8 protein-coding genes are annotated in these 13,019 nt (G+C 72.7%); 5 read left to right on the top strand and 3 right to left on the bottom strand.

What is annotated here, in order from left to right; genetic code table 11:
* Positions 1-170: 170 nt before the first annotated feature.
* From gltX to NX801_RS13310, 3 genes are all read right to left on the bottom strand, one after another.
* Entirely contained in the window at positions 171-1,646 is a 1,476-nt protein-coding gene (gene gltX / locus NX801_RS13300) for a glutamate--tRNA ligase (protein WP_258787821.1), read from the bottom strand.
* Positions 1,639-2,427, bottom strand: coding sequence for a fumarylacetoacetate hydrolase family protein (locus tag NX801_RS13305; protein WP_258787823.1), 789 nt, complete (start codon positions 2,425-2,427; stop codon positions 1,639-1,641). Before NX801_RS13305 ends, gltX begins: the two co-directional genes overlap by 8 nt.
* Before the next feature lie 271 nt (positions 2,428-2,698).
* Positions 2,699-2,884, bottom strand: a complete 186-nt coding sequence (locus NX801_RS13310; RefSeq protein WP_258787825.1) for a hypothetical protein — start codon at positions 2,882-2,884, stop codon at positions 2,699-2,701.
* A gap of 577 nt (positions 2,885-3,461) precedes the next feature.
* Here NX801_RS13310 and NX801_RS13315 point away from each other — a divergent pair.
* From NX801_RS13315 to NX801_RS13335, 5 genes are all read left to right on the top strand, one after another.
* Complete coding sequence (locus NX801_RS13315) at positions 3,462-7,406, top strand: sensor histidine kinase (RefSeq protein ID WP_258787827.1); 3,945 nt, start codon at positions 3,462-3,464, stop codon at positions 7,404-7,406.
* Between the two features lie 9 nt (positions 7,407-7,415).
* Positions 7,416-7,829, top strand: a complete 414-nt coding sequence (locus NX801_RS13320; protein WP_258787907.1) for a roadblock/LC7 domain-containing protein — start codon at positions 7,416-7,418, stop codon at positions 7,827-7,829.
* A 116-nt stretch (positions 7,830-7,945) separates the two neighbouring features.
* Positions 7,946-8,350 carry a DUF742 domain-containing protein gene (locus tag NX801_RS13325; protein WP_258787828.1) on the top strand — a complete coding sequence of 135 codons (405 nt, stop codon included), beginning with the start codon at positions 7,946-7,948 and terminating at the stop codon, positions 8,348-8,350.
* Positions 8,331-8,918 carry a GTP-binding protein gene (locus NX801_RS13330; protein WP_258787829.1) on the top strand — a complete coding sequence of 196 codons (588 nt, stop codon included), beginning with the start codon at positions 8,331-8,333 and terminating at the stop codon, positions 8,916-8,918. The genes NX801_RS13325 and NX801_RS13330 overlap by 20 nt, the downstream gene beginning before the upstream one ends.
* 515 nt (positions 8,919-9,433) lie before the next feature.
* On the top strand, positions 9,434-13,015 hold the full coding sequence (locus tag NX801_RS13335) for a nitrate- and nitrite sensing domain-containing protein (protein WP_258787830.1): 3,582 nt from the start codon (positions 9,434-9,436) through the stop codon (positions 13,013-13,015).
* The last annotated feature ends 4 nt before the right edge of the window (positions 13,016-13,019 follow it).

The following is a 13,019-nucleotide window of genomic DNA, read 5'->3' on the forward strand; positions in this document are numbered from 1 at the left end:
TTCCGGATCCGGGGGCGGCTCGGGGTACGACGAGGCCCGGGGCCGTTCCGGGGAGAGGGGCCGCTCGGGGTGCCGGGGCCGCTCCGGGTACGACGGAGGGCGGCGGCCGGGTGGCCGCCGCCCTCGGAGGCGTACGGGAGAGGCGTACGGAAGATCCCGACCGGGCGCCGTTATCCGGCGAGCCGGGCGAGCGCGGCGTCGATGCGGGCCAGGGTGCGGTCCTTGCCCAGCACCTCCAGCGACTCGAAGAGCGGCAGACCGACCGTGCGGCCGGTGACGGCCACCCGGACCGGCGCCTGGGCCTTGCCGAGCTTCAGGCCGTGCTCCTCGCCGGCCGCCAGCACCGCGTTCTTCAGCGACTCGGGGCTGTTCCAGTCGGCCCCGGCCAGCTTGGCGCGGGCGGTGGTCAGCAGGGCGTCCGAGCCCTCCTTCATCGCCTTGGTCCAGGACGCCTCGTCCCGGACCGGCTCGGGGAGGAAGAGGAAGTCGACATTGGCGGTGATCTCGGAGAGGACCGTCAGCCGGGTCTGGGCGTGCGGCGCGATGGCCTCCCAGGCGGTCCGGTCGAAGTCCTCCGGGGCCCAGGGGGCGTGCGGGGCCCGCAGCCAGGGCTCGCAGGCGGCGGTGAACGCCTTCACGTCCAGCAGGCGGATGTGGTCGGCGTTGATCGACTCGGCCTTCTTGAGGTCGAACCGGGCCGGGTTGGCGTTCACGTCCGTGATCTCGAACTTCGAGATCATCTCGGGCACGGTGAACACGTCCTGGTCGGCGGAGAACGACCAGCCGAGCAGCGAGAGGTAGTTGAGCAGGCCCTCGGGGAGGAAGCCGCGCTCCCGGTAGAGGTTGAGGGAGGACTGCGGGTCGCGCTTGGAGAGCTTCTTGTTGCCCTCGCCCATGACGTACGGCAGGTGGCCGAAGGACGGGACGGTCTTGGCGACGCCCAGCTCGATCAGCGCCTTGTAGAGCGCGATCTGGCGCGGGGTGGAGGAGAGCAGGTCCTCGCCGCGCAGCACATGGGTGATCTCCATCAGCGCGTCGTCGACCGGGTTGACGAGCGTGTAGAGCGGATTGCCGTTGGCCCGGACGATGCCGTAGTCCGGGACGTTCTCCGGGGTGAAGGTCAGCTCGCCGCGGACCAGGTCGGTGAAGGTGATCGGCTCGTCGGGCATCCGGAAGCGGACGATCGCCGGACGGCCCTCGGCGGCGTACGCCTCGGCCTGCTCGGCGGTGAGCACCCGGCAGTGGCCGTCGTAGCCGGAGGGGCGGCCGGCCGCGCGGGCGGTGTCGCGGCGGGTCTCCAGTTCCTCGGTGGTGCAGTAGCAGTAGTAGGCGTACCCGCCGGCCAGCAGCTTCTCCGCGACGTCCCGGTAGATGTCCATCCGCTGCGACTGGCGGTACGGGGCGTGCGGGCCGCCGGTCTCGGGGCCCTCGTCCCAGTCCAGCCCGAGCCACCGCATGGCGTCGAGGAGCTGCTGGTACGACTCCTCCGAGTCGCGCGCCGCGTCGGTGTCCTCGATGCGGAAGACCATGGTGCCCTGGTGGTGCCGGGCGAACGCCCAGTTGAACAGGGCGGTGCGGACCAGTCCCACATGGGGGTTGCCGGTCGGGGAGGGACAGAAACGTACGCGGACGTTCGCGTTAGCCACGCTTGATCACCTTGTTGGTGAGAGTGCCGATGCCTTCGATGGTGACGGCGACCTCGTCGCCGACGGAGAGTGGTCCGACCCCGGCCGGGGTGCCCGTGAGGATGACGTCACCGGGGAGCAGGGTCATCGCCTCGGTGATGTGGACCACCAGGTCCTCGACGGAGTGCAGCATGTCGGCGGTGGTGCCGAGCTGCCGCTGCTCGCCGTTGACCGTGCACTGGACGCCCAGGCCCGCGGCGACCGCGGCGAGACCGGTGCCGGTCTCCACCCAGGGGCCGAGCGGGCAGGAGGTGTCGAAGCCCTTGGCGCGGGCCCACTGGTTCTCGCGCCGCTGGACGTCCCGGGCGGTGATGTCATTGGCGCAGGTGAGGCCGAAGACCACGTCCTTGACCCGCTCGCGCGGGACCTCCCGGCACATCCGTCCGATGACGACGGCGAGCTCGGCCTCGTGGTGGAGCTCCTGGGAGAAGGCGGGGTACTCGACGGCGTCGCCGTGGCCGATCACCGAGGTGGTGGGCTTGAAGAAGGCGACGGGCGCCTCGGGGACCTCGTTGCCCAGCTCCCGGGCGTGCTCGGCGTAGTTGCGGCCGATGGCGACGATCTTGTTGGGGAGCACGGGCGGCAGCAGCCGGACCTTCTCCAGCGGGACCTTGGTGCCGCTGAGCTCGAAGTCGGCGTACGGAATGCCCTTGATGATGTCGAGGACGAGGCCGTCGGGGCCGTCTCCCTCAACCGCGCCGAAGGCGACATTGCCGTCGATGGAGAATCTGGCGATGCGCACGGTTGCCTTGCGCCCCTCTGCTCTCGCTGGCCGGAGATCTGACGCTCCAGGCTAACGCGGACGGCCGCCCGCCCGTGGCGGCCAGGTCGCGGGACGACCGAGGTCACGGGGCGGGCGGCCGGATGCCGGCACCGCCGGCGCGGGCGGTGCCGCGGCGGGGTGCCCCGCGGGGGGCCCTCCGGGAGACCGGGCGGCGGCCCCCGGAGGCCGGAACGACCTCAGCGGGCGGGGCGGCGGCTCAGGGCGGCCCGGGAGGCCGGGACGGTGGAGCTCAGGAGACCGGGACGGCCACCGGGGCCTCCATCAGCACGGTGCGGCGGGGGTTGGCGGTGCTGGCGGGAAGATCGGTGGTGTGCTCCGGCTGGACGGCGCGCGCCACCTCGCCGGCGTCGGCGAGGTGCACCAGCGTGGTGCGGCGCGGGTTGGCGATGGCGCGGATCGGCAGCGTCGTCTTCATGAGTGGTGTCAGACCTCGGAGTCGGGCGCCGGTGCGGCGCGGGTTGACGGATTCCCCATCCCTGTAAAGCGTCAGGCTAAACATGGGATTCCCCGGGAATACCGGGAGAAGGCAACGATCCATATGTGAGTTTGGTCACCGGTTGCTGGGCAATTCCGGCATTCCGGGCCACCTCAGAGGGTGGCGGAAACGGACATCGAGTGACTGAATGCGTCATTCCGCTCCTGATCATGGCGACTGGGACACGCCCTACCCTTGGGCGACTCGCACGGACACGCCCGGTTTGTCATCGCACTTCCTCCACAACCGGTCACCCATTACTCACAAGCCGTGACCCCCGGCGGGGTGGCTTCCGCCGCCCTTGTTGGAGATCCGGCACTGTGCTGGAATTCCACGGACCGCCGCGGGTTCGAGGACCGGCGTGCAGCGGCGCGACGCAGCGCCGAGTGAGTGGCGGGAAGGGGGGAGCCGCACCGGTCACTCACGACCACCGAACGAGCGCCACGGCGCTCCAAGACGCCGACACCGTCTTCTCCGCGCGAGCGGAAAGACGCCTGGTCCAGAGGTTGCGACGCTAGTGCAGGGACGTTTCAAGAGGGATGGCAGCGCTGCGGCGGAGCAGGAGCCGCGCGGCGGGACCGACCGCGGCTCCTCGCCCCAGCACCCCCAGAGCCAAGGAGCCGTGACGGGCGGTGCCCCCACCGACCACGCGCAGGCTCCGGGCGCGGCGGGCCCGGCGCACTCCGGCCGTACCGCCCGCGCGGGCCGCGCCGCCGGTGCGGCGCCCTCCGCCGAGCCGGCGGACGGCAAGCCGGCGGGTCCGGGCAAGGGCAAGGCGGCGAAGGGCCCCAAGAGCCCGTCCGACACCGGCCCCCGAATAGCCCTGCGCAACTGGCGCATCAGTACCCGACTGGTCTCCCTGCTCGCCCTCCCCGTGGTCGCCGCGACCACCCTCGGTGGCATGCGCATCAGCGAATCCATGGAGCGCATGGAGCAGCTGGACCACATGCAGCTGCTCACCGAGCTGACCAGGGAGGCGACCAACCTCGCCAAGGCGCTCCAGAAGGAGCGCGACGAGTCGGCCGGTCCGCTCGCCACCGGCCGCGAGCCGAACGAGAACGCCACGGTCGTCGAGCGGCGGGACGCCACCGACAAGGCGCAGAAGGCGTTCCTCAACGCCACCGACAAGATCGGTGACACCCAGGGCGACGAGGCCCTCCAGGCCATCCGCGCCAATGTGAGCCAGATCGGCACCCAGGTCGTCACCCTGGCCTCGATCCGGCAGGACGCCTTCGACCCGAAGCGGCAGAAGTCGCAGACCGTCGACGCCTACAACCGGGTCATCGAGTCGCTGCTGAGCCTCTCCCAGGACATGGCCCAGGCCACCAGCAACCCCGAGATGATCAAGCGCACCCGTGCGCTGGCGGCGTTCTCCTCCGCGAAGGAGTACGCCTCCATGCAGCGGGCCATCATCGCCGCCTCGCTGCCGGGTCCCGCGGGTCTGGGCAAGGAGCTGCAGGCCGAGAAGATCAACCCGAACGACCGTCTCTACGGTGAGGCGGCCCGCACCAACGAGGACGCGGCGCTCAAGTCGTTCCAGTCCATCTACGCCTCCAACGGCGGCAACGCCGAGGAGCTGCTGGCCCCGCTCAACGAGGGCAACGCGGCCATCCAGGAGGCGGACTCCTACGCCACCCGGGCGCTGACCGACCCGATGGGCATCAGCAACTCCCCCCGTACCTTCAAGGACTGGGCCGACGCGTCCGGTACCAAGATCACGGCGATGGACAGCATCGAGGCCACCCTGCTGGGCGAGATGGAGACCAAGGCCCGTGAGCTCCGCTCGGAGTCCGAGCGCGAGGCGATCATCAGCGGTGCGCTGATCCTGCTGGTGCTCGGGGTGTCGCTGGTCGGCGCCTTCGTGGTGTCCCGCTCCATGATCCGGTCGCTGCGCCGGCTCCAGGACACCGCCACCCGGGTCGCCCAGGACCGGCTGCCCGAGCTGGTCAAGCAGCTCTCCGAGTCCGACCCGCAGGACGTGGACACCTCCGTGGAGTCGGTCGGCGTCCACTCCCGGGACGAGATCGGCCAGGTGGCCGCGGCCTTCGACGACGTGCACCGCGAGGCGGTCCGACTCGCCGCCGAGCAGGCCCTGCTGCGGGGCAACGTCAACGCGATGTTCACCAACCTCTCGCGCCGTTCCCAGGGCCTCATCCAGCGTCAGCTCTCCCTCATCTCGGAGCTGGAGTCCCGCGAGGCCGACCCGGACCAGCTCTCCTCGCTCTTCAAGCTCGACCACCTCGCCACCCGTATGCGCCGGAACGGTGAGAACCTCCTCGTCCTCGCCGGTGAGGAGCCGGGCCGCCGGTGGACCCGGCCCGTCCCGCTGGTCGACGTGCTCCGTGCCGCCGCCTCCGAGGTGGAGCAGTACGAGCGCATCGAACTGGCCTCGGTGCCGCCGACCGAGGTGGCCGGCCGGGTCGTCAACGACCTCGTCCACCTCCTCGCCGAGCTGCTGGAGAACGCCACCTCGTTCTCCTCGCCGCAGACCAAGGTGCGGGTCACCGGTCACGCGCTGCCCGACGGCCGGGTGCTGGTGGAGATCCACGACACCGGTATCGGCCTCTCCCCCGAGGACCTGGCCGCGATCAACGAGCGGCTCGCCTCGCCGCCCACCGTGGACGTCTCGGTCTCCCGCCGGATGGGTCTGTTCGTGGTCGGCCGGCTGTCGCTCCGGCACGGCATCCGCATCCAGCTCCGTCCCTCGGACTCCGGCGGTACGACCGCGCTCGTCATGCTCCCGGTGGACGTGGCCCAGGGCGGCCGCAAGCCGCAGAAGGCCGGACCCGGCGGCCAGGGCGCCCCGTCCGCGCCCGGTGGCCGGCTCCCCGGCGGCCCCGGCCAGTCCGGTGGCGGACGCCCCGGTCTGCCCGGCGGCTCCGGCGGCGGTGGCTCGGCCGCCGGCCTGCTGAGCGCGGGCGCCGGCGCGGCCCGCAACCAGGGCGGCGGCCAGGGCCCGCGGGCCGCGCTGCCCGGCCGCGACGACGCCCCCGGCAGGCCGGGCGGCGGCCCCCAGCAGGGCGGCGGCCTGTTCGGCGGCGGCAACGGTGCCGGCGCGGGCGCCCGGCCGGGCCAGGAGCGCCCGAACCGCCGCCCGCAGCCGCAGGACCGCGCCCCGGCGCGCGGCGGGAACGGCGACCAGAACCTCTTCGGCGGACCGTCGGCGGCGGGCGCGGCGGGAACGCCGGGCGCGCCGGGCACCGCGGGCACGACGAGCAGCGGTCTCCCGAGCCGCTCCGACGTCTGGGGCGGTTCCGCCCCCGGCCCGGCCGGCTCCCAGCAGCCCGGCTCCGGCACCCCCCAGCAGCCCGGTTTCGGCAACGGCTCCGGCGCCCCCGGCCAGTCCGGCTTCGGCAACGGTGCCGGCGGCCAGGCCCCCGGCCGCCTGGGCGGCACCGACCGGCCCGGCGCCGGCCCGGTGCCCCCGGCCGGCCGCCGCGACCAGGGCCCCGGGCGCGAGCAGCGCCCGGCCGCTCCCGACGCCCAGCGCCCCGAGCTGCCCGGCGGCTCCGCCCAGGGCGCCCCGCGCCCGGCGGCCACCAGCTGGGGCGCCGTACCGGCGCAGCCCGGGCCCGCCCGGTCCGCGACCCCGCAGGACGGGCCGCGCGGCCACGAGGAGCCGGACGTCACCGGTGGCCACCGGGCCCGCGACGGCTACGGCCAGGACCGGGGCGGGTACGGCCAGGGGCTCCCCGACGGCCACGGCGGCCGCGACGGCTACGCCCAGGACCCCGGCCGCGACGGCTACGCCCAGGACCCCGGCCACGGCGGCTACGCCCAGGACCCGGGCTCGACCGGCCAGTTCGCACGCCCCGGCGCCGGCGAGCCGCAGCACCGGAACCAGCACCAGGGCCAGGCGCCGAACCAGGGCCAGGGCCAGAACCAGGGCTTCGCCCCGGAGCGGGGGCAGGACCCGCTGGGCCTGCCGGCCGGCGACGGCTACGGCGCGCCGCAGCGGCAGGACGCCCTGCCGCCGGCCGGCGCGGGCGACGGCCGGACCCCGCTCTACGACACGCTGGAGACCAACTGGTTCCACGGTGCCCCCGAGGGCGGCCGGCCGGACCAGCAGGGGACCCCGGCGGCGAACGGCGGCGGCCACCCGCGCCACGACGAGACCGTCCAGCACCCGGTGGTGCCGCACTCCGCCCAGGAGTCGTCCACCACCGGCCAGTGGCGGACCTCCCCCAACGACGAACTGGTGCGCCAGGCCGAGCGGGCGCGGAAGCCCGCCGCGGGCGGGATCACCACCTCGGGTCTGCCCAAGCGGGTGCCGCGTGCCAATCTGGTGGCGGGCACCGCGCAGGAGCAGAACCACCAGAGCGGGCCCCAGGTCTCGCGCGCCCCGGACGATGTGCGCGGTCGGCTGACCAACCTGCGCCGGGGCATCCAGCAGGGCCGGCAGGCGGGCAACTCGTCCACCGGCAGCTACGACATCGGCCCTTCTCACCAGCAGGAGCGTTAGTTGAGACCGATGAGCCAGGCGGCGCAGAACCTGAACTGGTTGATCACCAGCTTCGTGGGCAACACCCCGGGTGTCTCCCACACGGTGGTGGTCTCCGCCGACGGACTGCTGCTGGCCATGTCGGAGGGTTTCCCCCGCGACCGTGCCGACCAGCTCGCCGCCGTCGCCTCCGGGCTGACCTCGCTGACAGCGGGGGCGTCCCGGATCTTCGAGGGCGGCCGGGTCAGCCAGACGGTGGTGGAGATGGAGCGCGGCTTCCTCTTCATCATGTCCGTCTCGGACGGCTCCTCGATGGCCGTACTGGCGCACCCGGACTGCGACATCGGTCTGGTCGGCTACGAGATGGCGCTGCTGGTCGACCGGGCCGGCAGCGTCCTCACCCCGGATCTCCGCGCGGAGCTCCAGGGCAGCCTGCTCCACTGAGGCGGTACGCCCCCGCGTACCGCTCCGCCAAGTCAACCGTCGGCCGGTCCGACACCGGCCCCCCACCGGCCCAGTCAGCGACAGGCAGACCATCTGCTGTCACGCCCGGAGGATTCATGACCCCGCCCCCCGCCTCTCACGATCCGTACGGTGTCTCACTCGATTCGTACGAGGAGGAAGGCGACCAGCCGCTGGTGCGCCCGTACGCCATGACCGGCGGCCGGACCCGGCCGCGGTACCAGCTCGCCATCGAGGCCCTGGTCTCGACCACGGCCGACCCGGCGATGCTCGGCACGATGCTCCCGGAGCACCAGCGGATCTGCCACCTCTGCCGTGAGGTCAAGTCGGTGGCCGAGATCTCGGCCCTGCTGTCGATGCCGCTGGGTGTGGCCAGGATCCTGGTCGCGGACCTGGCGGAGGCCGGCATGGTGGCCATCCACCAGCCGGGCAACGGAGAGGCCGGCGGCACGCCGGACGTCACGCTGCTGGAAAGGGTGCTCAGTGGACTTCGCAAGCTCTGACGGCGGGACCGGCCAGAGCCGGTCGACCACCAGCGCGAAGATCGTGGTGGCGGGCGGGTTCGGCGTGGGCAAGACCACCTTCGTCGGCGCCGTCTCGGAGATCAACCCGCTGCGCACCGAAGCCGTCATGACCAGCGCCTCCGCCGGCATCGACGACCTCACCCACACCGGCGACAAGACCACCACCACCGTCGCCATGGACTTCGGCCGCATCACCCTCGACCAGGACCTCATCCTCTACCTCTTCGGCACCCCCGGACAGGACCGCTTCTGGTTCATGTGGGACGACCTCGTCCGCGGCGCCATCGGCGCCGTCGTCCTCGTCGACACCCGCCGCCTCGCCGACTGCTTCCCCGCCGTCGACTACTTCGAAAACAGCGGCCTCCCCTTCGTCATCGCCCTCAACGGCTTCGACGGACACCAGCCCTACACCCCCGACGAAGTACGCGAAGCCCTCCAGATCGGCCCCGACACCCCCATCATCACCACCGACGCCCGCCACCGCGCCGACGCCAAGAGCGCCCTCATCACCCTCGTCGAACACGCCCTCATGGCACGGCTCAAGTAGGGCACGGCCCGAGCCGGGACGACGGCTCCCCCGCGGGGAGCGGTCGCGACGACCGGGGTGACCGTATGGCCGGACGACCACCGCCGACCGGGGTGACCGGGTGACCGGACGACGACCGGAAGGATCTTCAAATGGGGGCAGCTCTACGCCAGTTGTTGTAGTCATTCCGGACGAAACGCGGAGAATCCAGCGGGATTCACGGGGGCGGAGTGTGTCCTTTGACACGGTCCGCCCCCGCGTTCATAACGTTTCGACAGAGAATTGCGGCAGGACGGACACGACACGCGGTCGCCCGGTGCCGCTGCGCTCACATGAGCCCCGCCATTTGGCGGCGGTCGCTCTTTATGCCCGTTTTATCTGCGGTGCTGGGCACGGCTCCTGCCCGGAACGGGCTGTTTGGAACCCGGCCGCTTCGCATGCTGCAATGCGTCGACCTGTCGAACTCCAGAGTAGTTACGGCCCCGAACAGTAAAACGGCACGACCCAGGTGCCGGCGCCGAGAGGTTGTTGGTCGAGTGAGGCGAAGCAAGAACAGCGCCGCAGAGCAGCAGGCGCGGGGGAACTTCACCCCCGCCCAGCGCACCGCGGTGCCGCCTGCCGATGCGCCTGCGGACCCCCCGGCCACCGCTGCCGGCGGCGGCAAGGGCGGTTCCGGCAAACTTTCCCCGCGCAACTGGCGGGTGCCCACCCGGCTGAACGCCATCCTCCTCATACCCGTGGGCGTCGGCCTCGTCATGGGCGGCTTCCAGGTGAGCGCGTCCATCAGCACCTGGCGCGAGGCGCAGGACGCCGAGAAGACGGCGCTGATCGTGCGCGCCGCCTCGGAGTACGGCTCCGCGCTGCTCGACGAGCGCGACCTGACCGCCGAACCGCTGCTCACCGCCAAGTCCGACGAGGACCGGTCCGCGCGCGCCGTCAAGGACGCCTACGCCAAGACGGACGCCGCCAAGGAGAAGTTCGACGCCGCCGTGCGGGACATGCCGTCCAAGCGCGGCCTGGACCGCCGGCTCCAGCTGTTCCGGGGCGAGGAGCCCAAACTGGAGCAGCTCCGCCAGCAGGCGTACATCAAGGCGCAGGACCCGACCCGTACCGAGGAGGGGTACGTCGAGGTCCAGCACTCCCTGATGGAGTTCTCCAACGAACTCAGCCTGGGCACCGGCAACATCACCAGCTTCGGCCGTACGGTCTACGCCCTCCAGCTCGCCAAGGCGGCCGCCTCCCTCCAGCGCTCCATCGGCACCCATCTGCTGGTCCGGCCGAGCACCAGCGAGCAGGTCTTCCGCCAGCAGTCCACGGCCTTCAACTCGTACAACTACCTGGAGCAGATCGCCCTCGGCGAGTTCGTCTCCGGCGGCACCGCCGAGGACGCCGAGAACCTGAAGCGGGTCATGGCCGGCAAGGCCACCGAGGGCGGGAAGAAGCTCCAGGCCGCGGGCATCGACTTCGACCTCAAGCCGGGTCAGACGGTCTACGACTACCTGGCCGCCCAGATCGGCGGCAGCCCGGACGCCGAGTCGCTCAAGGGGCTGAAGTCCAAGGGTGTGATGCCGGAGACCTGGCTGGGCGCCGCCACCGCCAAGTTCGACGGCTACGGCGAGGTCGAGTCCGGCCTGGTCAGCAAGGCGGTGGACGAGGCCGCGGCGATCTCCGACGACGCCAGGAACGACGCGATCATCACCGGTGCGGTCACCGTGATCGCCCTGCTGACCGCCTTCATCCTGGCCGGGATGATGGCCCGCCAGATGAGCCGCGCGATGCGCACCCTGCGCACCGCCGCCTTCGGCATCGCCGGACAGCGCCTGCCGATGCTGGTCGACCAGCTCTCCCGCACCGACCCGGGCCGGGTCGACACCCGGGTGGAGCCGATCCCGATCGACTCGCGCGACGAGATCGGCGAGGTCGCCCGCGCCTTCGACCAGGTGCACCGGGAGGCCGTCCGGCTCGCTGCCGAACAGGCGCTGCTGCGGGGCAACGTCAACGCGATCTTCACCAACCTGTCCCAGCGCAACCAGTCGCTGATCGAGGGCCAGCTGACCCTCATCACCGACCTGGAGAACAACGAGGCCGACCCGGACCAGCTGGAGAACCTCTTCCGGCTGGACCACCTGGCCACCCGTATGCGCCGCAACGGCGAGAACCTCCTCATCCTCGCCGGTGAGGAGCCGGGCCGCCGCTGGGACCAGCCGGTCCCGCTGGTGGACGTGTTGCGGGCCGCCTCCTCGGAGGTGGAGGCGTACGAGCGCATCGAGCTCAGCGGCGTACCGGAGACGGAGATCCACGGCCGGGCCGTGACCGACCTGGTGCACCTGCTCGCCGAGCTGCTGGAGAACGCGACCACCTTCTCCTCGCCGCAGACCAAGGTCCGGGTCACCGCGACCCGGCTGCCGGACGGCCGGGTGATGGTGGAGATCCACGACAAGGGCATCGGCCTGACCGCCGAGGACTTCGCGGACATCAACCACAAGCTGGCCAATCCGCCGACCGTGGACGCCGCGATCTCCCAGCGGATGGGGCTCTTCGTGGTCGGCCGGCTGTCGGACCGGCACGGCATCCGCGTCCAGCTGCGCCCCTCGGGCGAGCAGGCGGGCACCACCTCGCTGGTGATGCTCCCGGACGCGATCACCCACGGCGGCGGAGACGCCTCGCCGGACGGCGACTTCACCGTCTCCTCGATCATCCCCGAGCAGGACGGCTACCGGGGCGCACCGGCCCGCACCGCCGCCGAGCTGGGCTTCGACGACTCCCAGTACGAGCAGCCGGCCGGTACCGCCAAGCGTCTCGACCCGGTCGACAGGTCGCTCAAGCGCGAGGAGCGCCGGGCCGGGCTCGCCGCCCAGCTGAACGGCTTCGAGCGGCCGGACCAGCCCGACCGGGGCCACGGCGGCCCGGAGCAGGGCGGACCGGCCGGCGCGTACGACCAGGGCCGCGGCCAGGAGGCGTACGGCCAGGAGGCGTACGCCCAGGGCCCGTACGGCCAGGACGGCTACCCGGTGCCCGGCGGCTTCGGCCAGGACCCGAACGGCCACGGCCACCGGGACGGGTTCGCCCCGGCCGGCGAGGGGCTGCCGGGGGGACCGGGCACGGCCGGCCAGGACGGCGGCTACCCGGCCGCCGCCGACTACGCCACCGGCGAGCACACCGCGCCGGGCGACTACCCGACGGGCGAGCTCCCGGTCCAGGGCGACTACGCCACCGGTGAGCTGCCGGTCCAGGGCGCGTACCAGGGGACCGAGTACGGCGGCGGTGGGTACGCCACCGGCACCGACACCACGGACGGCTACGGCACGGGCGGCTACCCGGCCCAGGACGCGTACGCCGCCGGCGGCTACCCGGACGCCAGCGCCGGCCAGGGCGGTGACCGGGGCGGGTACGACGGCTTCGGTACCGGCGCCGCGCACGACGACTGGCCCCAGCAGGACGGCCGCGCCGGTCACCCCGGCCAGGGCGACCAGGACGCGTACGCCACCGGCTACGACGGGCTGCCCGGCGCCGGGACCCCCGGCGCCCCGGCCGGCGTTCCCGGGAACGGCTCGGAGCGCGTAGGCTTCGACCGTCCGGGTTCCGTCACCGGCACCGACGGCCTCCCGGCCGAAGGCCATGAACTGACCGACGCCGGTCTGCCGCGCCGCGGCAGCCCCCGGCAGCAGGCCCCGCAGCAGGAACAGTCCGCGCCGCAGGCCCCGTCCGCCCCGCAGGGGCCGCGGGAGCCCCTGCCGGTCCGGGGGGTCCCGCACGGGGGCGACGCTCCGCAGAGCTCTCCGGAACCGGCGGGCGACGCGGACGGCTCCGACGGCTGGCGCTCCACCAACGACGAGCGCTGGCAGCGGGCCGGGAAGCTCAAGGAGCCCAAGGCCGGCGGAGTCACCTCGTCCGGACTCCCGCGGCGCGTGCCCAAGGCGAACCTCGTCGAGGGCACGGCGGAGCAGACCCCGCAGGGCGGCCCACAGGTCTCCCGCGCCCCCGAGGACGTGCGCGGCAGGTTGAGCAACCTGCGGCGCGGTGTCCAGCGGGGACGCACCGCGGGAACGGACACGAACGGACCGGCCACTTACGATCGACCCAGTGGCCCGGGTAGTACCTACAACCAGGAGCGTTAGTGTG

Source organism: Streptomyces pyxinae (genome assembly GCF_024756275.1).
GTDB lineage: Bacteria > Actinomycetota > Actinomycetes > Streptomycetales > Streptomycetaceae > Streptomyces > Streptomyces pyxinae.